The sequence below is a fragment of the Actinoplanes oblitus genome (assembly GCF_030252345.1).
Classification (GTDB): Bacteria; Actinomycetota; Actinomycetes; order Mycobacteriales; family Micromonosporaceae; genus Actinoplanes; species Actinoplanes oblitus.
Genome location: NZ_CP126980.1, coordinates 5203025 through 5223223, shown reverse-complemented (window position 1 = coordinate 5223223; position 20199 = coordinate 5203025). Strand labels below are relative to the sequence as shown.

The 20199-nt window shown below is 71.3% G+C and carries 26 protein-coding genes; 17 read left to right on the top strand and 9 right to left on the bottom strand.

What is annotated here, in order from left to right; genetic code table 11:
- Positions 1-45 precede the first annotated feature (45 nt).
- A complete protein-coding gene (locus Actob_RS23650; protein WP_284913982.1) occupies positions 46-579 on the top strand; it encodes a GNAT family N-acetyltransferase in 534 nt (177 codons plus the stop codon).
- A gap of 200 nt (positions 580-779) precedes the next feature.
- Here the strand turns inward: Actob_RS23650 and Actob_RS23645 are convergent, their stop codons facing one another.
- Positions 780-1298, bottom strand: coding sequence for a DUF4396 domain-containing protein (locus tag Actob_RS23645; protein ID WP_284913981.1), 519 nt, complete (start codon positions 1296-1298; stop codon positions 780-782).
- Between the two features lie 211 nt (positions 1299-1509).
- Entirely contained in the window at positions 1510-2715 is a 1206-nt protein-coding gene (locus Actob_RS23640; protein WP_284913980.1) for an MFS transporter, read from the bottom strand.
- Positions 2716-2761: 46 nt separating this feature from the next.
- On the opposite strand from Actob_RS23640, the gene Actob_RS23635 reads away from it, so the two are divergent.
- The 3 genes from Actob_RS23635 (at position 2762) to Actob_RS23625 (ending at position 6013) form a co-directional block, all read left to right on the top strand.
- Complete coding sequence (locus tag Actob_RS23635) at positions 2762-3811, top strand: ROK family transcriptional regulator (protein WP_284913979.1); 1050 nt, start codon at positions 2762-2764, stop codon at positions 3809-3811.
- 167 nt (positions 3812-3978) lie between these two features.
- The gene (locus Actob_RS23630) at positions 3979-5301 is read left to right on the top strand and encodes a lipase family protein (RefSeq protein ID WP_284913978.1); all 1323 of its coding nucleotides are present in this window, start codon (positions 3979-3981) and stop codon (positions 5299-5301) included.
- 52 nt (positions 5302-5353) lie between these two features.
- Positions 5354-6013 (top strand): alpha/beta fold hydrolase, encoded by a 660-nt coding sequence (locus Actob_RS23625; RefSeq protein ID WP_284913977.1) that lies wholly within the window; start codon positions 5354-5356, stop codon positions 6011-6013.
- On the opposite strand, the gene Actob_RS23620 is transcribed toward Actob_RS23625, so the two are convergent.
- Entirely contained in the window at positions 5970-6269 is a 300-nt protein-coding gene (locus Actob_RS23620; protein WP_284913976.1) for a hypothetical protein, read from the bottom strand. The two genes, Actob_RS23625 and Actob_RS23620, sit on opposite strands and share 44 nt — an antisense overlap.
- Before the next feature lie 515 nt (positions 6270-6784).
- Here Actob_RS23620 and Actob_RS23615 point away from each other — a divergent pair.
- The 8 genes from Actob_RS23615 to Actob_RS23580 all read left to right on the top strand — a co-directional run bounded on the left by Actob_RS23615 (position 6785) and on the right by Actob_RS23580 (position 11938).
- Positions 6785-6976: a hypothetical protein gene (locus Actob_RS23615; protein ID WP_284913975.1), complete on the top strand. Its 192-nt coding sequence runs from the start codon at positions 6785-6787 to the stop codon at positions 6974-6976.
- Between the two features lie 53 nt (positions 6977-7029).
- The gene (locus tag Actob_RS23610; protein WP_284913974.1) at positions 7030-7368 is read left to right on the top strand and encodes a YnfA family protein; all 339 of its coding nucleotides are present in this window, start codon (positions 7030-7032) and stop codon (positions 7366-7368) included.
- A gap of 51 nt (positions 7369-7419) precedes the next feature.
- On the top strand, positions 7420-8139 hold the full coding sequence (locus tag Actob_RS23605; RefSeq protein ID WP_284913973.1) for an arsenate reductase/protein-tyrosine-phosphatase family protein: 720 nt from the start codon (positions 7420-7422) through the stop codon (positions 8137-8139).
- Positions 8136-8519, top strand: a complete 384-nt coding sequence (locus Actob_RS23600; RefSeq protein WP_284913972.1) for a VOC family protein — start codon at positions 8136-8138, stop codon at positions 8517-8519. The genes Actob_RS23605 and Actob_RS23600 overlap by 4 nt, the downstream gene beginning before the upstream one ends.
- The gene (gene chrA, locus Actob_RS23595) at positions 8520-9665 is read left to right on the top strand and encodes a chromate efflux transporter (protein WP_284913971.1); all 1146 of its coding nucleotides are present in this window, start codon (positions 8520-8522) and stop codon (positions 9663-9665) included.
- 488 nt (positions 9666-10153) lie between these two features.
- The gene (locus Actob_RS23590; protein ID WP_284913970.1) at positions 10154-10780 is read left to right on the top strand and encodes a hypothetical protein; all 627 of its coding nucleotides are present in this window, start codon (positions 10154-10156) and stop codon (positions 10778-10780) included.
- Between the two features lie 209 nt (positions 10781-10989).
- Complete coding sequence (locus tag Actob_RS23585; protein ID WP_284913969.1) at positions 10990-11400, top strand: HflX-like GTP-binding protein; 411 nt, start codon at positions 10990-10992, stop codon at positions 11398-11400.
- Positions 11401-11494: 94 nt separating this feature from the next.
- Positions 11495-11938, top strand: a complete 444-nt coding sequence (locus Actob_RS23580) for a hypothetical protein (RefSeq protein ID WP_284913968.1) — start codon at positions 11495-11497, stop codon at positions 11936-11938.
- 98 nt (positions 11939-12036) lie between these two features.
- Here Actob_RS23580 and Actob_RS23575 read toward each other — a convergent pair whose 3' ends face one another.
- On the bottom strand, positions 12037-12549 hold the full coding sequence (locus Actob_RS23575; RefSeq protein ID WP_284913967.1) for a YcxB family protein: 513 nt from the start codon (positions 12547-12549) through the stop codon (positions 12037-12039).
- A 398-nt stretch (positions 12550-12947) separates the two neighbouring features.
- Between Actob_RS23575 and Actob_RS23570 the strand changes: the two genes are divergently transcribed.
- Positions 12948-13430, top strand: coding sequence for a hypothetical protein (locus Actob_RS23570; RefSeq protein ID WP_284913966.1), 483 nt, complete (start codon positions 12948-12950; stop codon positions 13428-13430).
- Between the two features lie 278 nt (positions 13431-13708).
- Here Actob_RS23570 and Actob_RS23565 read toward each other — a convergent pair whose 3' ends face one another.
- The 4 genes from Actob_RS23565 to Actob_RS23550 form a co-directional block, all read right to left on the bottom strand.
- Positions 13709-14566, bottom strand: coding sequence for a class I SAM-dependent methyltransferase (locus tag Actob_RS23565; protein WP_284913965.1), 858 nt, complete (start codon positions 14564-14566; stop codon positions 13709-13711).
- A 19-nt stretch (positions 14567-14585) separates the two neighbouring features.
- Entirely contained in the window at positions 14586-14930 is a 345-nt protein-coding gene (locus Actob_RS23560; RefSeq protein ID WP_284913964.1) for a VOC family protein, read from the bottom strand.
- Between the two features lies 1 nt (position 14931).
- Entirely contained in the window at positions 14932-15111 is a 180-nt protein-coding gene (locus Actob_RS23555; RefSeq protein ID WP_284913963.1) for a CopG family transcriptional regulator, read from the bottom strand.
- Positions 15112-15281: 170 nt separating this feature from the next.
- Positions 15282-16463, bottom strand: coding sequence for a putative acyl-CoA thioester hydrolase (locus tag Actob_RS23550; RefSeq protein WP_284913962.1), 1182 nt, complete (start codon positions 16461-16463; stop codon positions 15282-15284).
- A gap of 103 nt (positions 16464-16566) precedes the next feature.
- Here Actob_RS23550 and Actob_RS23545 point away from each other — a divergent pair, with 103 nt between their 5' ends.
- Positions 16567-16950, top strand: coding sequence for a DUF6582 domain-containing protein (locus tag Actob_RS23545; protein ID WP_284913961.1), 384 nt, complete (start codon positions 16567-16569; stop codon positions 16948-16950).
- A gap of 28 nt (positions 16951-16978) precedes the next feature.
- Here the strand turns inward: Actob_RS23545 and Actob_RS23540 are convergent, their stop codons facing one another.
- The gene (locus Actob_RS23540; protein WP_284913960.1) at positions 16979-17461 is read right to left on the bottom strand and encodes a DivIVA domain-containing protein; all 483 of its coding nucleotides are present in this window, start codon (positions 17459-17461) and stop codon (positions 16979-16981) included.
- A gap of 137 nt (positions 17462-17598) precedes the next feature.
- On the opposite strand from Actob_RS23540, the gene Actob_RS23535 reads away from it, so the two are divergent.
- Genes Actob_RS23535 through Actob_RS23525 form a run of 3 tightly spaced genes read left to right on the top strand, consistent with a single transcriptional unit; the run spans position 17599 to position 20176 of the window.
- Positions 17599-18804, top strand: coding sequence for a cytochrome P450 (locus Actob_RS23535; protein ID WP_284913959.1), 1206 nt, complete (start codon positions 17599-17601; stop codon positions 18802-18804).
- Positions 18798-19001 carry a ferredoxin gene (locus Actob_RS23530; RefSeq protein WP_284913958.1) on the top strand — a complete coding sequence of 68 codons (204 nt, stop codon included), beginning with the start codon at positions 18798-18800 and terminating at the stop codon, positions 18999-19001. Before Actob_RS23535 ends, Actob_RS23530 begins: the two co-directional genes overlap by 7 nt.
- Positions 18998-20176, top strand: coding sequence for an NAD(P)/FAD-dependent oxidoreductase (locus Actob_RS23525; RefSeq protein ID WP_284913957.1), 1179 nt, complete (start codon positions 18998-19000; stop codon positions 20174-20176). The genes Actob_RS23530 and Actob_RS23525 overlap by 4 nt, the downstream gene beginning before the upstream one ends.
- The last annotated feature ends 23 nt before the right edge of the window (positions 20177-20199 follow it).

The window sequence follows — 20199 nt, the reverse complement described above, 5'->3', positions numbered from 1 at the left end:
GGCAAATCCGTTGACGGCGGGGCGAGCAGGCCCGATGGTTCGGTGATGATGATTCGACGGGAACGCCCCGACGATGGTGACGCGATCCACGCGATCACGGCGGCCGCGTTCCGCGGCCTCCCGTACAGCGCACCCCCGGTGGAGCCGGGTGGTGATCCCGGCGAGGCGGCGCTCGTCTCGTGGTTGCGCGCCGATGCTGGGTGGATCCCGGAGCTGTCACTGGTCGCGATCGAGGACGACCAGGTCGTCGGCCACGTCGTCGCGACGCGGGCTCATGTCGAGGACCGCCCGGTCCTGGGCCTGGGGCCGCTGAGTGTTCTCCCGCGCCGCCAGCGAGCCGGCCTGGGTTCCGCCCTGATGCACGCCGTTCTCGGCGCGGCCGACGCGCTCGGCGAGCCCCTGGTGGCGCTGCTCGGCAACCCCGCCTTCTACCGCCGGTTCGGCTTCGTCGCGGCGCAGCCGGCCGGGATCGCCGCGCCGGTCCCCGCCTGGGGTGACAACTTCCAGGTCCGAACCCTCAGCCAGTACGACGGCCAGGCCGGCCGCTTCCGGTACGCCGAACCCTTCGACCGGCTCTGAACCGGCCCTCGCCGGCCGGGCGCACCCCCTTAATGATCGGCTGTGCGCTCGCCAGTCGGACGACGGCCGTGCCGGGAAGGCCTCCCATCTCGCAGTTGCGTCGATTGCTGCGTCGATTCTGCGCCGGGCGGGCGCGGTGGCAAGCCGCGTCGGTCGGAAGGCACGTCCTTGTCCACCTTGCCCGGTCGCCGCCGCCGGGCTCAGTGGCCGTGGTGGTACTGGTGCACCACGGCGTGACCCTTGCCGCGGCCGATCATCCACCGGTTGACCGGGGTGGTCAGCAGGAAGGCCACGATGAGTGAACTGGCCAGCGAGATCCAGAACAGGGCACTGGTCAGGCCCGCGTCCATCGCACCGGGCACCGCGAGCACGAACGCGTTGTCCAGCAGCTCCATCACCGCGATCGACACGGTGTCGGCAGCGAGAGCGACCTTGAGCGCGGTGCGGAAGCCGACGCCGGCGCGCAGCACGCCGCGCATGGTCAGGCCGTAGCCGAACACGAACGCCAACGCGATCGACAGCACGACGGTGGCCGCGTTGGACAGCCCGGCCGCGGTGCCGATCACCATGCCCAGCACCTCGCCGATGGCGCAGCCGGTCAGGCAGTGCAGGGTTGCCGCCGCCGCGGCCGCCCACGTCGCCGCCGGTGGCTGGTGGCCGGCGTGCTCGTGCGTCGCGGCGTGCGGTCCGTCATGGGAGTGGTGCGCCTCTGAAGTCATGTCCGCCTCCTTCACGCCGACCAATATACCCCCTGGGGGTATGAACGGCCAGTGGTCGCCAGGCGGCGGTGCCCAAGGCTCCGCTGACCACCCACGGGTCGTGCGGGGTGCGACGATCGCTCGGGACGCGCGGTGGCCGGATCGCCGCACCCGGGCCGCGCGGGAGCCGGTGATCCGCACCCCGGCGGACCCGCGCATCCGGGGGTGCTGATCAGTGGACGGCGGGTTCTGGTGCCGGCGCCGAGCGGTCCAGGGCGAAACTGGTCACCGCCAGTCCCAGACCGGCGAGCCCGAGGGCGACGCCCACCCAGGCGGGGGCGCGATAGCCGAGACCGGCGGCGATGACCGCGCCGCCGAGGGCGGCTCCCAGGCTGTTGGCGATGTTCATCGCGGACTGGTTGACGGCGGCGCCCATCAGCTGGGCGCCGGGTGCCACCGCGATCAGCCGGGACTGCAGGGCCGGGCCGAGGAACAGGCTGGTGGCGCCGATCAGGAACGCCCCGGTGAACAGGCCGATCGTGGTCGGGGCGGCGACACCGAAGAACGCCACCGCGGCGATCAGCGCGGTGAAGCCGAGCAGGGTCGCGCGGCGCAGGTCGCGGTCGGCATACCAGCCGCCGAGAGCGTTGCCGGCGGTCATGCCGAGACCGACGGCGACCAGCACCCACGGCACCGTGCCGGCGGACAGGCCGGTCACCTCGGTGGTGACCGGGGCGATGTAGCTGTTCACCGCGAAGAAGCCGGCGAACCCGATCGCGCCGGTGGCGGCGACCAGCCACACCTGCCCGCGCCGGAGGGAGTGCAGTTCGGCGGCGGGGGAGCCGCCGGCGGCGGGCGCGTCCGGGACGGTGGCCGCGACGGCGAGCAGGGCGAGGGCGAAGACGGCGGCGATCACCAGGTACGCCACCCGCCAGCCGGCCGCCTGCCCGAGCCGGGTGATCGCCGGGACGCCGACCACGTTGGCGAGGGTCAGGCCGCTGAGTACGGCGGCGAACCCGCGGCCCGCGCTGCCCGGGCCCATCAGCGAGGCGGCGAGCAGCCCGGCAGCGCCGAAGTAGGCGCCGTGCGGCAGACCGGCCACGAATCGGGCGGCCAGGACCAGGCCGAAGCTCGGGGCGAGGGCGGAGGCCACGGTGCCGGCCACGAAGAGCACGAGCAGGCCGAGAACCAGGCGCTTGCGGGGCATCCGGGCGGTCAGCGCGGCGATCAGCGGGGCGCCGGCGACGACGCCGAGCGCGTAGCTGGTGACCATCCAGCCGGCGTGGGCGAGCGCGTCGGACCGGGCGCCGGCGTATTCGTCGCCGAGCAGGTTCGCGGCGATCTCGGGGAGCAGGCCGGACGGCACGAACTCGGTGAGGCCGATGGCGACCGCGCCGAGGGCCAGCGCGAGCAGCGCCGGCCAGCGTTTCTGGTTCATGGGGCGGACTTTAGCAACGCTGTTGCATTAGTAGTAGTGTGAGCCCGTGCACCTGGCTTACCTGCGGGACTACCACGAGGCCCTGGTCATCGAGCTGGCCCGGACCGCGCCGACGATCGAGCGTGGCACGGTCGCCGAGGCCACCGGATTGACCCCGCAGGCGGTCTCCAAGGTGCTGGCCCGGCTCGTCGAGGACGGGGTGATCGCGACGGCCGGGGTGCGGCGGCCGGCGCTGGGCAAGCCGGCGGCGGTGTACCGGCTGGTTCCGGAGAGCCGATGGGCGGTCGGGGCGCACGTGAGCCGGCGGACGTTGCGGCTGGTGCTGGTCGACCTGGCCGGGCAGGTGCGCGCCTCGGCGGTGAGCCCGCTGCCGGCCGACTTCACGCCGGCGCAGCTGCTCGGCGAGCTGACCGCCGGTGTCGCGGCGCTGGCCGGGGACCATGCGCCGATCGGCGTGGGGATCGGGATGATCGGGCCACTGGACCAGGCGCGGGGGACGGTCCGGGGTGCGCACCGGTTGCGGCACTGGGACGACGTGCCGCTCGCCGCGCTGGCCACCGAGGCGCTCGGGCTGCCGGTGGTGCTGGACAAGGACGTGACGGCCGGGGTGACGGCGGAGGCGTGGCGGCGGGGTGCCTCGTTCGGGGACGCGGCGCTGGTGATGGTGGAGAGCGGGCTCGGGGCGGGACTGTGGCTCGGCGGGGCGGTGCACCGGGGGGCGCACACCAACGCGGGGGAGTTCGGGCACAGCGTGGTGCAGCTCGACGGGCCGCCGTGCGTGTGCGGGCGGCGCGGCTGCCTGGAGGCGGTGCACGACCGGGCCGGCGACCCGGCGGTGGCCGCCGCGGTGCTGGGCACCGGCGTGGTGAATCTGCTGCAGACCCTCGACCTGGGGCATGTGGTGCTGGCCGGGGCGGATCTGCTGCGGCACGGCGAGATCTATCGGGCCGCGGTGGCGGAGGCGGTGCGGACCCAGGTGCCGCGGGCCGACTGGTTGACCGTCGAGGTGAGCCTGACCGGGCTGGGGACCGACGCGATCGCGGCGGGGGCGGCCATGCAGGTGCTCAACGCCCGCTACGGATTGCCCGCCCGCTGATCCGGCCCCTCCGGTACGCCGGCCGCGGCGATCGTCCCGGCTGCTCCCGGCGGAATGAGAATTCGGTGCTCTGGAATGTCTCGGTTCGGATGGTTACCGTCCGGTAACCGCGGCTACTCATCGACGTTGGTGAGTGGAAACGCGCGCTGAGCCGATGGAGGACAGCTATGTCCGTACGCAAAAGAATTGCTGCCGCGCTGCTTGCCGCAACCATTGCCGGTGCCGGTTCCGCCGCGCCGGCGGCACAGGCCGCCGAGTCGCGCGGGGTGACGATTCCCGATTTCTACACGCCGCCGGCGACCCTGCCCGCGGACAATGGCGCGCTCATTCGCACCGAGCCGCTGCCGCTCGCCCTGTCGCTGCCCGGAATCGATTCCCCGCTGCCCGGCCGGGCGACCCGGATCATGTACCGGTCCACCGACTCGACCGGGCGGCCGGTCGCGGTGACCGGGTCCTATCTGGAGCCGGCGGCACCGTGGCTGGGGCTGGGCCCGCGACCGCTGGTGGTGCTCGCGCCCGGCACGATGGGCCAGGGTGACCAGTGCTCCACCTCGCTCGCCCTGCAGCGCGGCCTGGTCGTCGGGGCCGACGACGGACAGACCACGATCTCCATCGGCTACGAGATCCTGGCCATCTACCGGCTGCTCGCCAAGGGGATCGCGGTGGTGCAGACCGACTATCCGGGGCTGGGCACCACGGACCGGCTGCACACCTATGTCAACCGGGTGGACGAGGGGCACGCGGTGCTGGACGCCGCCCGCGCCGCCACCGCGCTGCCGAACACCTCGATCACCACCCGATCCGGGGTCGGCCTCTACGGATACAGCCAGGGCGGGGGAGCGGTCGCCTCGGCGGCGGAACTGCAGGCCACGTACGCCCCGGAGGTGCGGCTGAAGGCCACCTACGCGGGCGCGCCGCCGGCGAATCTGGCCGAGGTCACGGCGGCGATCGACGGCACCGAACTGGCGGGCGCGCTCGGCTGGTCGGTGAACGGCTTCATCCAGAGCGATCCGGAGCTGCGGGCAGTCGCCGACAGGTACCTGAGCGACTCCGGCCGCGCGGCGCTCGCCGACCTGTCCACCATGTGCGTCGGCGACGCGATCTTCGGGTACGCCGGCCGGCACAGCACCTCCTGGACCACCACCGGCCAGTCCCTCGCCGACATCGTCCAGGCCGAACCGGCTCTGCGCGCCTTCCTCGACGAGCAGCGCATCGGCGCCCGCAAGCCGGCCGGCATCGTCCGGGTCGCCACCGGGGTGAACGACAACCTGGTGTCGCACGGGCAGGCCCGCACGATGGCCGCCGACTGGTGCAAGCTCGGCGGCAGCGTGGTCTACGAGCCGGTCAGCCTGCCCGCCACCGGCAGCCCGCTGGTGAACCACTTCGGACCGCTGCTGACCGACCAGGGCCCGGCGGTGGACTGGCTCGGTCACCGGCTGGCCGGCCTGCCCGCCGTCTCCACCTGCGCGATCCTGCCGCTCCAGCCCTGACGAGCGCCCGGATGGCCCGGCCCGGGCCGGCCTCCCGGGCTAGCCTGTCCGGGTGGCCACCTTCGTGCTGATCCACGGTGCCGGCGACGCCGGCTGGTACTGGCACCTGGTCGAGGCGGAGCTGCGCGCCCACGGCCACCACACCGTCGCCCCCGACCTGCCCTGCGACGACGACGCGGCCGGCCTCACCGAGTACGCGGACACGGTGGTCACCGCCGCCGGCGACCGGACCGGCCTGATCGTGGTCGGTCAGTCGCTCGGCGGGTTCGTCGCCCCGCTGGTCGCCGACCGGCTCCCGGTGGACCGCGTCGACCTGGTCGCGCCGATGATCCCGGCGCCCGGGGAGGCGCCCGCCGACTATTGGGCGAACACCCGGTACGAGCCGGCCGGTGCCTTCGACGACGTGTTCTACCAGGACGTTCCGGCCGGCCTGGTGGCGGAGGCGGCCCGGCACGCCCGCCGCCAGTCCGAGGCCCGGCTGGGCGAGCCGTCCCCGCTGCGGGCCTGGCCGGACGTGCCGACCCGGGTGCTGCTCTGCCGCGACGACCGCCTGCTCCCGCCCGATCACCTGCGCCGGGTGGCCCGCGAGCGGCTGGGCGTCACGCCCGACGAGATCGACGGCGGGCACACCCCGGCGCTGAGCCGCCCGGGCGAGCTGGCCGCGTACCTCACAGGAAGTGCAGGTGCTGGATCCGGTTGGCGATGTCGTTGACCGTCCGCAGGGTGAGGTCGCCGCCATCGCCGCCCGCCATCACCACCTGCCAGAACCGGCGGCCGCCGACCGGCAGGTGCGCGACGCTGAGCCGGATGCCACCGGAATGATTTCCGGCGACCTCGAATTGGTTGGTCACCACGTCGCTGAAGCCGGCCTGCCGCAGTTCGTTGGCGATCACATTCTTGAGTTCGCCGATGCTGCCGAGAGCATCACTGAGATCGAATTCCCGGGTGTTGAAGAATAGAGCTGCCATACTTCGGAGTCTCGGTCCGCCCGCTCGCGGCCGTCAATGAACTCGCCCCGGTCGGCGCGGGGAACGAGCCGAATGGCAGTTGATACCACCTCGCGGTTTGTATCAGGCGCCGTCGAATAAGCGATCACCCCTTTCCGGTACGGCGGGCGGCCCCGCCGCGCCCGAGTTGATCCCGGCGCCGGCGGGAACTCCGGTGATCGGACGACGGCGATAGGGTGAACCCGGCCCGGCGGTGGCCACGGCTGACCCGATCGACGATTCCCGAGCCTCCTCCGGTGCGTCAGGCTGTCACCGCGGCCGTGGGGAGGTGACCATGTCGCTTACCGTTCAACCCGGAGACCACATCAGCGCCCCGTTCGCGGCGCCGGACCAGCAGCCGGGCCCCGCTGCGCCACCAGCGCCTGCACGACGGCCGGACGCTGCGCCTGACCGGCGAGACCGACCTCGCCAACACCATCGCCTTCCTCGCCCTGATCCAGGACCTGCGCCCGGGCGACACCCTGGACGTCGCCGACATGACCTTCCTCGACGTCCGCGCCCTGACCGCGATAGCCCTCGCCGAGAGCCGGCTTCCCGGGCTCACCGTCCGCGCCACCCGGGGCCAGCGCGAGCTGCTGACCCTGGTCCGCGACACCGGTGCCGTCCCGCCGCAGCCGCCGCGCCCGTTCGTCACCGGGCCGCCACCGCGGCCGGCCCCGTGCCGATGACCGGCATCGGCCTGCGCCGGGCCCGATGATCAACAGCCGGTAGGTTCTGCGGCATGACCGTCGCCCGCTCGCTGCTGTTGTTCGTGCTGGCCGCGCTCGCCGAGATCGGCGGGGCGTGGCTGATCTGGCAGGGCTGGCGGGAGCAGCGCGGCCCGTGGTGGGTCGCGGCCGGCGTGCTCGCCCTGGGCGCCTACGGATTCGTCGCCACCCTGCAGCCGGACGCCACCTTCGGCCGGATCCTCGCCGCCTACGGCGGTGTCTTCGTGGCCGGCTCGCTGGCCTGGGGCATGGTCGTCGACGGGTTCCGCCCGGACCGGTGGGACCTGCTCGGCGCCGCGATCTGCCTGGCCGGCGTCGCCGTCATCATGTACGCGCCGCGCACCGGCCAGTGAACCCGCGTCGGCCGCTATTGCATCAAATCAGTTTGATGTAACCTGCGGGGGGTGAACGCGCCACCGGCCGTCCTGACCGCCGCCGGGCATCCGGTGCGCTGGCGGCTGCTCACCGAGCTGGCCCGCACCGACCTGGCCGTCCGCGAGCTGATCGAGCTGCTCGGCCAGCCGCAGAGCCTGATCTCCTACCACCTGGGCAAACTGCGCCGCAGCGAGCTGGTCACCGCCCGGCGCAGCACCGCCGACGGCCGCGACACGTATTACTCGCTCGACCTGACCCGGTGCGCCGGCCTGCTGTCCGGGGCCGGCGGGGCGCTACACCCGGCCCTGCGCCTGCGGCCACCCGCGACCATCCACCGGGCCGGCGCCCGGGTGCTCTTCCTGTGCACCGGCAACAGCGCCCGGTCGCCGATGGCCGAGGCGCTGCTGCGCGCGCGGACCGCCGGGCGGGTCGAGGCACACAGCGCCGGCAGCCGTCCCAAGCCGATCCACCCGCACGCGGTCACCGTGCTGGCCGCCCGCGGCATCGACCTGACCGGCGCCCGTCCCCGGCACCTCGACGAGTTCGCCGGCCAGCGGTTCGACCACGTGATCACCCTGTGCGACCGGGTCAAGGAGATCTGCCCGGAGTTCCCCGGCCATCGCCGCCCCACCCACTGGAGCCTGCCGGAGCCGGCCGACCTCGCCACGTTCGAGCAGGTCGCCGACCGGCTGGACGACCGGATCGGTCACCTGTCCCAGCTCATCGCATCCGCGAAGGAGGCGTCATGACCGACGGCACCGTGCACGTCCGCTACCTGGTCGACGACGTGCAGTCCGCCCTCGACTTCTACACCACTCACCTGGGGTTCACCCCGGACCGGGTGTTCCCGCCCGCGTTCGCCGACGTCCGCCGGGGCAACCTGCGGCTGCTGCTGTCCGGCCCGGACAGTTCGGCCGCCCGCCCCATGCCGGACGGCCGGCGCCCGCAGCCCGGCGGCTGGAACCGTATTCACCTGCTCGTCGACGACATCGATGCCGAGGTGACCCGGCTGCGGTCCGGCGGCGTGGTGTTCCGCAGCGAGGTGGTGACCGGCCCGGGCGGCCGCCAGATCGTCCTGGACGACCCGGCCGGCAACCCGGTCGAGCTGTTCCAGCCCGCGGAGGCCTGAATGCCGGACATCCGGGCGCGCGCCGGCCTCGGCACCGTCCTGCGGCAGTGGGGCCGGATCGGCTGCGTCGGCTTCGGCGGGCCGCCCGCGCACATCGCCCTGCTGCGCAAACTCTGCGTCGACGAGCGCGAGTGGCTGGACGCGCGGGAGTTCGAGGACGCCATCGCCGCCTGCAACCTGCTGCCCGGCCCGGCCTCCACCCAGCTGGCGATCTTCTGCGCCTGGCGGGTCCGCGGCCGGGCCGGCGCCCTGGTCGGCGGCGCCGCGTTCATCCTGCCCGGCCTGGTCGCCATCCTGGCGCTGGCGGCGCTCTTCCTCGGCGACCCGCCCACCTGGGTCCGGGCCGCCGGCGCCGGGGCCGGCGCGGCGGTCGCCGCCGTCGCCCTGCAAGCCGGCACCAGTCTCGTCCCGCCCGGCTGGCAGCGCGCGCCCCAGCAGAGCAGCCGCCGCCGCTGGCTCGCCTACCTGCTGCTCGGCGCGGCCGCCGCCGCCACGCTCGGCCCCTGGCTGGTGCTGCTGCTGATCGGCTGCGGCCTCGCCGAGCTGGTGGCGCAGCGGCTGCCCGCACCCCGCCCCGGCCGGACCCTGGCGGTCGCCGGTCTCGGCGGCGGTGTGCTCGCCCCGCTCGTCTGGACGGCCCTCAAGGTCGGCGCGCTCTCCTACGGCGGCGGTTTCGTGATCATCCCGCTCATGCGGGCCGACGCTGTCGACCGCCATCACTGGATGACCGCCGCCGAGTTCCTGAACGCCGTCGCCCTCGGCCAGATCACCCCCGGCCCGGTCGTCCACACCGTCGCCGTGGTCGGTTACGCCGCCGCCGGTGTCGCCGGTGGCCTGCTCGCGGCCCTCGTCGCCTTCAGCCCGTCGTTCGCGTTCATCCTGCTGGGCGCCGACCGCTTCGACCGGCTCCGCGCGAACCGTCACGTCCGCGCCTTCCTCGACGGCACCGCGCCCGCCGCGATCGGCGCCATCCTGGGCTCGGCCGTCCCGCTGGCCATGTCCCTGACCGCGCTCTGGCAGTTCGCCGTCCTGGCCGGTGCCGTCGTGCTGACCCTGGTCCTCCGGCGTGGCCCGGTCCTCACCCTGTCCGCCGCGGCGGTCGCCGGCGTCCTGCTGGTCCTGGTAGGCGCTCCGCTTCCGCACTGACCCCCTTTTTCGGTACGTCGTCGGCGCGGTGCCGCCGAGCAGCCGCGAGGCGGCTGGTGCTCAGGACCGCCTCGCGCCGCCCGGTTCGCCCGGCGGTGCGGGCGCGGCCGGACGTGCTGCGAGGTCCGGTTGCCCGGCTGCGCTGTGTGCGCACGGCTGCACCCACCCCCGGGCTGCTCTGCGCGCGGTGCTGTCCGGGCTCTGCGTGCGCCGCGGGACGGGCTCCTCGCGGGTGCATGCGGAACCGGGCGGCCGGTCGTACCGAAAATGGTCTTGATCGACGATCTTTATGATCGGGCTGTGCTGGTGGTGGAAGAGGAAGCGCTGCGCCGGGCGGGCTCCGGCAGGTCCGCCGGCATGGAAGCCGGCCGGACATCCCGGACGACGGCGCCGCGCCGAACCCCGGGCCGTACGGGTTCGACCTGCGGCTGGAGAAGCGGCTGTCCTTCCGCGACCTGGACCTGGCGCGGCCGGTCCGGGACGAGCCGGTGCCCGGCGTCGGCTGGCTGCTGGACGTGCCGCACGACCGGGTCGCCGCCCTGCGCGGCTTCCTGACCGGCTGGTACGCCGACGTCCCGGAGCGGGAACCGGACGGCGAACCGTCAATCGAGCTGCCCGAGCCGCTCCGGGTCTTCTACGAGCTGGCCGCCCGCCGGCCGATCGTCTACGGCTCGCAGGACGAGATCCGCCGGCCGGACGAGCTGGCGTACGACGAGGACTTCGGCGGCGTCCCGATCGCCGAGGAGAGCCAGGGCGTCTGGACCCGGGTGATCACCTTGGGCGCCGACGACCCGCTGGTCTACGACGACGCCGAGCCCTTGTGCGGCTTCCTGCTCCAGTTCGCCCTGATCGACGCGGCCATCTCGGCACCCTACGCCGGCCAGGCCGAACTCACCGAGGCCGAGTGCGACCGGTTCGTCGAGCGACTGATCCCGGTGCCGCTCGCCCCGGCGAGGCTCCCGGCCGACCCGACCCGGATCTACGTGGCACCGGGGCTGGTGGCCATCGTGTTCCCGACCGGCGACCGGATCGGGCCCACCGTCGGCAGCCGCTGGCGGTCGGCGCTGCACGAGCTGCGGGAGCCCGGCTTCGACTGGGCGTCGTTCGACGGCTGAGCTTGTCGTTCAACCCCCGATCCGCATCCGGCGCCACAGCGGAGCAGCCCGCTGCGTGGTCAACGGCGACTACAGCGAGTGCCGGCCTATGCGGTGAGAGTGGAAATACCGGCAAAGCGCGCTTTTGCAGCGGCAGAGGAAGCCGAGCGCCCCGGAGTGTGAGCGAGCCTCGCGTGGCTCGTCGGCGCGCCCGAAGCGATCATGGCGGCGTGAAGCAGTACCGGAACCTTGGTGACCCATTCGATGGTGTCGACGTAGTACTCATCGGTCTGTTTTCGGCCAAGGAGAAGCAGTACGAGGCCAGGCTCGACGAGTTCGCCGGTCTGGTCGAGGCCCGTGGTGGCCGGGTGGTGGCCCGTTTTGTCCAGCGCCGGGGCGCGTCTGACCGGTGGAAGCAGCGCCCCGGCGGGTCGCTGCGAATGTCGCAGCCCTTTTCCCGCCGCACACTGCTGACACATGGCAAGCTCCGCGAGATCGCCCTGGCGTGCCGAGAGGCGGACATCGACGTCGCGGTCTTCGTCAACACCTTGACACGCCGCCAGCGGAGTGTCCTGACAGAGATCCTCGGCTGCCTCGTCTTGAGCGGCGACGACCTGGCTGTCCACGGCGAGACCGGGTAGCCCAGCCGGCAACCCAGTGGCACGGAGACTTGGAGGTCGTCCACCGCATCGACGGTGATGACGCGGCTACGCTCCGGGTCGATAGCATGTGCTCATGCGACCGAGGGGCGACTGGCCAACGATCATTGGGACCGTCCTCGGCTTCCTGGCCCTTGCGTTCGCGGTGTTCGTCTACTTCTTTCCGCCCGGACCCTCGTCAGATGAGCCGGCACCGGCAACAACGGTCAGCCAACCAACCCAAGCAGCGACTACGGCAGCGACGCAAGCAGCCGCGGTGGACACTGCACCACATTCTGTCGTTGTGGTGGCCTGCGCCTTCGTCATTTTCGTGTTCGCTGCCCTCTACTTCTTGTCCTTCAAGCCGAACCACATACTTTCGCTTTTCGTGATCGCCTTTGGCGGCACCTTCTACGTGACCTTCTTCTGGTCCTCGATGAACCTATGGGGCCGCCTGCTCACTATCGCTGGCACGATTACCTTGTTCGTCTTTTCAGAGCCACTTGCGGAGTACCTCTACTACAAGAAGCTGACATCTTGATAAGGCTGGCCACACTCCAGCAGGAGATCCGCTCCAGCCGACGAGAGTCTGCCGGGCGTGACAGCTGGCTTTGGGGGCGGGCGGTAGCAGTGGATAGCTCAAGCGGCGGGTGCGTTCGCGAGCGCCTCACCGCGCGAACGTAGGACTGCCAGTAGCCGGGCCTGTTCGGCCGCGGTTAGATCGGCGGTCGGGATGCCGGCTGTTCGGCGCTTGCCGCCGGAGAGCCCGCCGTGCGAGAGCATTATCTGGCCGCGCGCTCGGCGCACGGCCCTGATCGCCGACCACGGTAGTGTGCTCGTGGAGAAGCCGTGAATGATGTGCACACCGACCGCGTCGATTCGGTAAGCGACCGGCCCGCCGATCTTGTGGGCGTTCCGCTTCACAGCCTGCTGCGGCACGGTGAACAGAACGAACAGGGGCGCGACGATGCTGCCGACGAGGAGCGGTGTCGCCCAGTCACCGGGGTCACCGGCCTGGTACAGCAGCGCGGCGAGAGCCAGCATGGCACCCCCGACCACTGTGACGGTTGGAAGCATGCCCCGCCGTATCAGCGCCGCCGTCAGATTCGGCTCCGCTCGGGCCTGAAAGGTCAGTTCCCCCGCGTCTTCCATGCGGACATCATAGTGACGATCTCCGTTGCACTATCCAGGAGGTCGGGAGGTGCACCGGGGTATCGGCGGCGAGTTCGCACCAAGACGTAGTACGGATCTCCTGCTGTGGTACTAGAGCTGGTTGATGGATCGTGGTCACTCACGCGAACGGCTTTTGCGTCTCGCGCAACACATTGTTGACAGGCGCAGAGAACATAACGAGAAGCGTGCCGGTCTTACCCCCACTCAAGCGAATGACGCATGTGGCATACTGCAGCGGTGATCGATCCACGCAGAATTGACACGTTTAGGCTTTTGGCTGAATGGTGCGGTGAACCATCCACCCCACCGAAAGAGTTGCCTTCCGAATATGGGTTCCTTCCCGGCCCCCTCCAGGACTGGCTAAGAATGTCATCCCGATGGAACTCGCACACCACCACCCTCAAAACCATCCTGACGCGAGCCAGATGATACAGTCGGAGGGGAAAACCGTCTTCATGACAGACCCCACCGGCGACTACCGCTGGGCATTCGACTCCGACGACAAAACAACGGCGTGCGAAGCTGAACTTCATGAGCCGTGGCAGGTGTCCACCGAGAATCTGTCGGATTTTCTTGTTCACCACGCACTGAACGAAGTCGTATATACGGCACCTCACTGGCGCGAGTGCACTCAGCTGGAAATCAGCCCGCTCCCCGTAGTCCTGGCACCGATGGAGCCGGTCTCGTTAGGCGACTGGCATTGGCCGCGCACTGGCACATCTACATTTATGAGTGAATTCCCGCTGGCAGAGGTCGGGCCGGCAATGAAGCCCGGCTCCCCGGAAGAAGATCGGCCAGGATACGCGGAGATTCGGGTCGCGGCGAAGCAGAAGAACATCCCTTCCACCTGGACGACATGACGTCTATTACATGGCACATATCTAGCTAGCCCTCACCTCAGTGCCCCGAGCTGGCGTGATGATCACACGATGCGGCGGCGTCCACGCTGGCCGAGATCGCTCCAAGGCCTTGTTCGGCCTCGCCCTCGAGACCCCCGCCGCCATCCTCGCCCGCACGCTCGGCCTCCGCATCAAGGTCGCCGTCGCCTGGCAGGAAGCATCCGCCGGAGACTGGATGGTCTGTGCTGCGATCGGTCGCGGGCGTTCTCGTTGGTGTCTGGCGGTCCTGGGTGGGGGGTTCACGTGGTGGCCAGCAGGAAGTCCTCTCCGCTTGACGGGCGAAGGTTGTCGGTGCGGTTGACGAAGTAGCGGTCGGCGAGCGTACGGCTCGCGATGTGCCGGACGTCGGAGAAGTGCGCTTCGCGGGCCAGGTTCACCATGTCGGCTGGGGTGTAGAAGCTGACGAACGGTGTCCCGGAAGCCCGCGCGCCGTCTCTGCTTGCCCGAAGTCCAGGCCGGTCGGCCTCGTCGACGAGTTCGGACGGCAGCAGGAACGTCATGGCGAGCGTCGAGCCCGGCGCGAACCCGGCGATCGTGCCGAGGGTGTCCGCGGTGGCGTCCCTGGTGAGGTACATGGTGACGCCGGTGGACGCGAAGACTGCCGGCTGGGTGTGGTCCAGCCCGGCGGCCGACAGGTGTTTCCTCCAGTCGGTGTCCTGCTCGAAGTCGACCGGGACCATCCGCAGCCAGTCGGGTATGCCGTAACCGAGCTCGGTCAGGCGTCGTCGTTTCCAGGCTTGCGGGCCGGGTCGATCGACCTCGAAGATTCGCAGCCGGCCGGCGATATCGGGCCTGCGCTGGGCGAACGTGTCCAGACCGGCTCCGAGAATGACGTACTGGGTGACACCGCGGCCGGCCTGCTCGACGACCAGGTCCTCGACGAACCGGCTACGAGCGACCATGGCGGCCCGGAAGGCGCTGGTGACCTGCGCGTCCATGTCGGGACGGCGACGCCAGTCGTCGCCGGGCGCGGCCAGTCGCAGGCCGATCTCGTCCGTCAGGACGTGCGGTGGTGGGTCGACCTGGACGTGCATCGCCCGCCACAGGGCGGTCCGCACCGCCGTGCTGTCCGGCGCCTCGACTCGATCGTCTGCCATGGCGTTCCGCCTCTCGCCGTCAGCTTTTCGCCGGGGCCTGCAGGCTCCACAGGCGCCCGTCGGGGTCGCGGACCGTCATCTCCCGAGTCCCGTAATGGGTGTCCTCGAACGGTGTGACCACCTCGACCGCGGCGTCGGCGCGGAACGTGTCCGCGTCCGGCACCTTCAGCACGATCTGCGTCCGCGGCACCTGGGTTTCGGGAACCTCGGCAAGGAACACGTACGGCCCGTCGCCGTTACGGAGCTGGCCGGAGTTGTGGTCGGTGGAGAACTCCAACTCGTAGCCCAGCGCTTGGAAGAACTTGGCCGCCTTACCCCAGTTGTGGGTCTCCAGGAACACGGCCTCGATTCCTTCGGTCGCCATGTCAGGTGCCCTCCTCGGTCGTTGGCTGTCGCTGCTGACGTGGGGCGTCGAGGTACGCGTGCAGCGCCGCGGCGACCAGCGCCGACAACGACATACCCGATTCGACGGCGCGGTACTTGACCTGCTTGATCAAACCGATCGGCAGGTACACGTTGAACTGCTTGACTTCCTCGTCGCCCACAGCAACGAAGCTAGCACGCTAGCTTGCTAGCAAGCTAGATGAGCGCCATGATCACGGCTTTGCCCGCCGGTGGAACCCGTCAGGTCAGTACGACCCCGACCGGCGGGCACCCGCGCCGCGCGATCGTGGACGCGGAGGCAGGTGGCGAGACAGCCACTGGCCGTTTCGGATCACCAGCCGTGGTTGCGGTACTCCCAGAGCCGGTTGTAGTTGACGTCGTTCAGGTCGCGGCCCGGGTCGACCCGGGCGGTGAACGGGCGGGCGGTGGTGGCGGCCGGGGCCCACGGCGCGGCGGTGTCGAAGCCGGGGCCCAGATAGCTGTCGCGGATCACGAGCTGGCCGTTCGGGGTGACGCCGGGCAGGTAACCGGTGGCGCTCGCGCCCTGGTCCCAGGCCCGGCCGAGGTGGCCGGTGGGCGCCGCCCGGTAACCGGCGTCGGCGACGATGCGGGAATTCGTGACCAGGAAGCCGTATCGGAAATGGGGTTGGGTGTTAGGGGCGAAGATGACGCCGCCGGACTCCTTGCGCGAGGACACCAGGCGGAATTCGCTGCTGTCGAAGACCGCGGCGGCCCGGCCGAAGACGAAGTCGGTGTCGCCCTCGACATAGCTGTGCCGGACCGAGACGCGGGCTATCGCGGCGGTGTCGTCGGCATTCGCCAGGAACGTGTCCTGCCGGCCGATCAGCCGCATGTCCTCCAGCTGGGTACGGTCGGCGTCGGTGCGCAACGCGAGCGCCTGATGGGTGCCGCGGTCCACCGTGTCCAGCAGCGTGTTGGTGATGGTCAGGCCCTTGAACTGCAGGTCGGTGCTCTGCGCCCAGACCACTGTGGCGCAGAGCGCGGCGGTCGCGGTGGTCTTGGTGGCGCAGGACTGGAACATCGGCCAGGCCGGGTCGCCCGCCGCGTAACGGCCCGTCGCGTTGACCTGCCGCGCCCATTGCGCCGGGGTGCTGGTGGCGTCCAGCGTGAACGCGAGTCGCACCCGGTCCGCCCGGCCCTCACCGGCGATGGTCAGCGGTGGTGTGCCGGCCGGAATGAAAACCGTCCCGGTGTAGGTGCCGGGCCGGACCGCGATGGTCAGCCGCCGGGTGCCGCCCCGGCGATAGGCCGCGTTCACCGCCTGTTGCACGTCGGCGAAGCCGTGGCTGCCGCCGACCCGGAAATCCGGATGCCGCGGTGTGCGGATCGGTTGCGGTTGCCACGGATCGACGACCGGATTCTCGTACGCCCCGGCGTACCGGAAATAGCCGGCCTCGGTGAACGGAGCGGCCTCGGCATCGGACAGGATCGGCCGGGCGGGGCTGCCCGGAGCGGCCAGCAGTGTCGCCAGCAGCAACAGCACGGTCTTCATCGGTGGCGGCCTCCTCAGCGGGAATGCGCTTTCCTGAAGCACCATACTGTCGAAGCGGGTCGATGTCTCGTGTGACCCTCCCGGTTCGGGGTACGTGGAGTCCATGGCTGCCAAGAAGAACTCCCCGTTGGACGCGGCCGACCGCGAGGCGATGCCGGACAGCGCGTTCGCCTTTCCCCGGCTGCGCAAGGAACCGCTCAACGACGCCAGGCACGTACGCAACGCGATCGCCCGATTCGACCAGGTGCGCGACGTCACCGACAAGGAGCGCGACGAGGCGTTCCGGCGGATCCAGAAGGCCGCCCGCGAGTTCGGCGTGGAGATGACCGAGCGGAGCTGGCGGGAGCTGGGCAAACCGTCGGCCGGCCGGAAGTCGTCCGGGACGGACAAGTCGAAGGCTCAGCTGTACGCCGAGGCCCGCGACCGTGGCGTCGCCGGTCGCTCGACGATGACCAAGGCGGAGCTGATCCGCGCGCTGGACGGCTGACGCCTGTCACGCGGTGCCGCGCGGACGCTCAGGAGGGCTGGCTGAGCGCCCGCCGCGCCCGGTCGATCGCCTGGTCGACCTCGGCCCGGTCGTAACCGCGGAGCACCACCGTGAAGGAGGTGCCGGCCAGGGCGTCCCGGGCCGCGGCGCGGGCGGACCCGTCGCCGGAGTCGAGGGCGTGCCGCGCCTGCGCGAGCACCCTGTCGACCTGGCCGCGGTCGTACCCGCGCAGCGCCACCGCGAACGAGGTGTCGGCCAGGTCCGCCGGGCGGGCCGGCTCCGGGCCGGGGCCGGCGTCCAGGATCTGCTGGAGCCGGCCCACGTGCTGGTCGACCTGGACGCGGTCGTAGCCGCGCAGCACGACGGTGAACCGGGCCGCGGCGAGGGCGTCGCGCGCCGCCGCCCGGGCGAACTCGCTGCCCGAGTCGATCGCCTGCTCCGCCCGCGCGATCGCCTCGTCGACCTCGGCGCGGTCGTACCCGCGGAGCACCACGGTGAAGTCCGGTTTCATGATCGAAAACTGTAGGGCAGGCCGCCCGCGAGTGGAAGACAATTGTCCCTGGTGAATGTGGTGGACCGGTTTTCCGGCCTTGTTTGAATCACCCGCTTGACCTACGGTCGGCCGTGGCCGGACACCACGGAGGACCCATGACGGAAACGGTTCCCACCTACCCGTTCGCGCAGCCCGCCGCCCTCGAACCCGCTCCCGAGTGGGCGCGATTGCGCCGGGACTGCCCCGTCGCCCGGGTCACGATGGTCAGCGGCGACGAAGCGCTGCTGCTCACCCGCTATTCCGACGTGCGCGACATGCTCGCCGACCCGCGTTTCAACCACGCCCTGAACAAACCGGACGCCGCCAAGATCTCGGCTGCCGACGACGGCGGCGTGTTCGGCGGGGAGAACTCGGCGATGACCTCCAGCCCGGACCACCCACGCTGGCGCCGGATGATGAACAAATCGTTCACCGTGAAGCGGGTCACCGCCATGCGGCCACGCATCGAGGAGATCGCGAACCGGCAGATCGACGAGCTGATCGCCGGTGGGCAGCCCGGCGACCTCCAGTCCACGCTCGGCTTCCCGCTCCCGGTCCAGGTGATCTGCGAGCTGCTCGGCGTCGACCCGAGCCACCGGGACCGGTTCTCGCACTGGTCCGACGCCATGCTCAACCTGACCAGATTCGATCAGGCCCAGCTGGCCACCGCCGCGCGGGAGTTCCAGGAGTTCATGGCCCAGCACGTCGCGGAGAAACGGGCCCACCCCGGCGACGACCTGCTCAGCGAGCTGGCCGCGGTGGTCGACAGCCAGGACGGCCGGATGACCGAGGCCGAGCTGATCATCACGGCCCAGGGGCTGCTGGTGGCCGGGCACGAGACCACCGCCAACATGATCGGCAAGATGGTCGCGATGCTGCTCGCCGACCGGCCGAACCGCTGGCAGCGCCTGGTCGACGACCGCAGCCTGATCAACTCCGCGGTCGAGGAGTCGCTGCGTTTCGACGCCAACCCGGGCTTCGGCCTGCCGCGCTACATCTCCGAGGACATCGAGGTGGCCGGCTGCCCGATCAAGGCCGGGACCACTGTGGTGGTCAGCATGGCCGCCGGCAACCGGGACGAGAGCGCCTACCCGGACGCCGACCGGATGCGCCTCGACCGCCACCCGAACCCGCACCTCGCCTTCGGCGCCGGCCCGCACTCCTGCCTCGGCCAGGCCCTGGCCCGCACCGAACTCCAGGTCACCCTCGCGGTCCTGCTCGACCGCCTGCCCACCCTCGACCTGGCCGTCCCCGCCGACGAGCTGCGGCGCCGAGCCGGCCTGATCGTCGGCGGCCTCGAGAAAGTTCCGGTGACATGGTAATTGAGATCGAACTCGATGAGCCGAAGTGCATCGCCGCGGGTCAGTGCGTGATGACCGCGCCCGAGGTCTTCGACCAGCGCGACGAGGACGGAGTAGCGATCATCTTGGCGCCCGTTCCCGCGCCGGAGCACCTGGACGCGGTCCGCGACGCCGTGGCGATCTGCCCGGCGGCGGCCCTGCAGCTGATCGAGAAGTGAGCCGGACCGCTCCGTCCGGCGGCGCTTCGGCCGACCGGGACCGCACCCGGATCGCCATCGTCGGCTTCTCGGCCGCCGGGCTGTCGGCCGCCGAGACCCTGCGCCGGTCCGGGTTCGCCGGCACGCTCACGGTGATCGGCGAGGAGGCCCATCTCCCGTACGATCGTCCGCCGCTCTCCAAGCAGATCCTCGCCGCGGAGTGGGAGCCGTCCCGCCTGTTCCTGCGGTCGGCCGAGCACGTGCAGTCGCTCGGCCTGGACCTGCGCCTGGGGGTGCGGGCGACAGCGCTCGGTGATCACCGGGTGGTGCTGGAGGACGGCGGCGAGGTGCCGTTCGACGCCCTGATCATCGCCACCGGGGTTCGGCCGCGCTCGCTGCCCGGGGTGGGCGGGCACGTCATGCGTACCGTCGATGACGCCCTCGCGCTGCGCAAACGGCTGCGTCCCGGCCTGCGCCTGATCGTGGTCGGCGCGGGCTTCCTCGGGGCCGAGTGCGCCGCCGTGGCTCGCCGGCTCGGCTGCGAGGTGGTGCTGCTGGAGCCCGCGCCGGTGCCGCTGGCGCACGCGGTCGGTCCGGTCGTCGGCGGGTTCCTCGCCCAGGCGCACCTCGACAACGGGGTCGACCTGCGCACCGGGGTGGCCGTCAGTTCCGTGTCGGACGGCGGCGTGCTGCTGGCCGACGGCACCCTGGTCGAGGGCGACGAGGTGCTGGTCGCGATCGGCTCCCTGCCGAACACCGACTGGCTGGCCGGCAGCGGGCTGACCGTGTCCGACGGCGTGGTCTGTGACGAGTACTGCGCGGCGGCACCGGACATCTACGCGGCCGGTGACGTGGCCCGGTGGCACCATCCGCTGTTCGGCGTCGACCTGCGCGTCGAGCACCGTACCAACGCGGGGGAGCAGGGTGTGGCCGCCGCCCGCAACCTGCTCGGCCCCGGGCCGGGCACGCCGTTCGCCCCGATCCCGTACTTCTGGTCCGACCAGTACGACTTGAAGATCCACGCGTACGGTCACCTGCGCCTGCACGACTCGGTGGAGATGGCCGAGGGGTCGCTTGCCGAGCGCCGGTTCCTGGCCACGTTCCGCCGGGGTGAGCGGCTGGTCGGCGCCCTCGCGGTGAACATGCCACCGAAAGCGATCCGGCCCTACCGCCAGGAGTTGCTGGCCACGACGTGAAGCTCCGCGGTGGTGTTCCGGCT

Excerpts from the sequence above, each read along its gene's own strand:
- Actob_RS23650 (WP_284913982.1), top strand. The coding sequence starts at position 46 with ATGATGATTCGACGGGAACGCCCCGACGATGGTGACGCGATCCACGCG.
- Actob_RS23645 (WP_284913981.1), bottom strand. The coding sequence starts at position 1,298 with ATGACTTCAGAGGCGCACCACTCCCATGACGGACCGCACGCCGCGACG.
- Actob_RS23640 (WP_284913980.1), bottom strand. The coding sequence starts at position 2,715 with ATGAACCAGAAACGCTGGCCGGCGCTGCTCGCGCTGGCCCTCGGCGCG.
- Actob_RS23630 (WP_284913978.1), top strand. The coding sequence starts at position 3,979 with ATGTCCGTACGCAAAAGAATTGCTGCCGCGCTGCTTGCCGCAACCATT.
- Actob_RS23620 (WP_284913976.1), bottom strand. The coding sequence starts at position 6,269 with ATGGCAGCTCTATTCTTCAACACCCGGGAATTCGATCTCAGTGATGCT.
- Actob_RS23615 (WP_284913975.1), top strand. The coding sequence starts at position 6,785 with ATGACCTTCCTCGACGTCCGCGCCCTGACCGCGATAGCCCTCGCCGAG.
- Actob_RS23610 (WP_284913974.1), top strand. The coding sequence starts at position 7,030 with ATGACCGTCGCCCGCTCGCTGCTGTTGTTCGTGCTGGCCGCGCTCGCC.
- Actob_RS23600 (WP_284913972.1), top strand. The coding sequence starts at position 8,136 with ATGACCGACGGCACCGTGCACGTCCGCTACCTGGTCGACGACGTGCAG.
- chrA (WP_284913971.1), top strand. The coding sequence starts at position 8,520 with ATGCCGGACATCCGGGCGCGCGCCGGCCTCGGCACCGTCCTGCGGCAG.
- Actob_RS23580 (WP_284913968.1), top strand. The coding sequence starts at position 11,495 with ATGCGACCGAGGGGCGACTGGCCAACGATCATTGGGACCGTCCTCGGC.
- Actob_RS23575 (WP_284913967.1), bottom strand. The coding sequence starts at position 12,549 with ATGGAAGACGCGGGGGAACTGACCTTTCAGGCCCGAGCGGAGCCGAAT.
- Actob_RS23570 (WP_284913966.1), top strand. The coding sequence starts at position 12,948 with ATGGAACTCGCACACCACCACCCTCAAAACCATCCTGACGCGAGCCAG.
- Actob_RS23565 (WP_284913965.1), bottom strand. The coding sequence starts at position 14,566 with ATGGCAGACGATCGAGTCGAGGCGCCGGACAGCACGGCGGTGCGGACC.
- Actob_RS23560 (WP_284913964.1), bottom strand. The coding sequence starts at position 14,930 with ATGGCGACCGAAGGAATCGAGGCCGTGTTCCTGGAGACCCACAACTGG.
- Actob_RS23550 (WP_284913962.1), bottom strand. The coding sequence starts at position 16,463 with ATGAAGACCGTGCTGTTGCTGCTGGCGACACTGCTGGCCGCTCCGGGC.
- Actob_RS23545 (WP_284913961.1), top strand. The coding sequence starts at position 16,567 with ATGGCTGCCAAGAAGAACTCCCCGTTGGACGCGGCCGACCGCGAGGCG.
- Actob_RS23540 (WP_284913960.1), bottom strand. The coding sequence starts at position 17,461 with ATGAAACCGGACTTCACCGTGGTGCTCCGCGGGTACGACCGCGCCGAG.
- Actob_RS23535 (WP_284913959.1), top strand. The coding sequence starts at position 17,599 with ATGACGGAAACGGTTCCCACCTACCCGTTCGCGCAGCCCGCCGCCCTC.
- Actob_RS23530 (WP_284913958.1), top strand. The coding sequence starts at position 18,798 with ATGGTAATTGAGATCGAACTCGATGAGCCGAAGTGCATCGCCGCGGGT.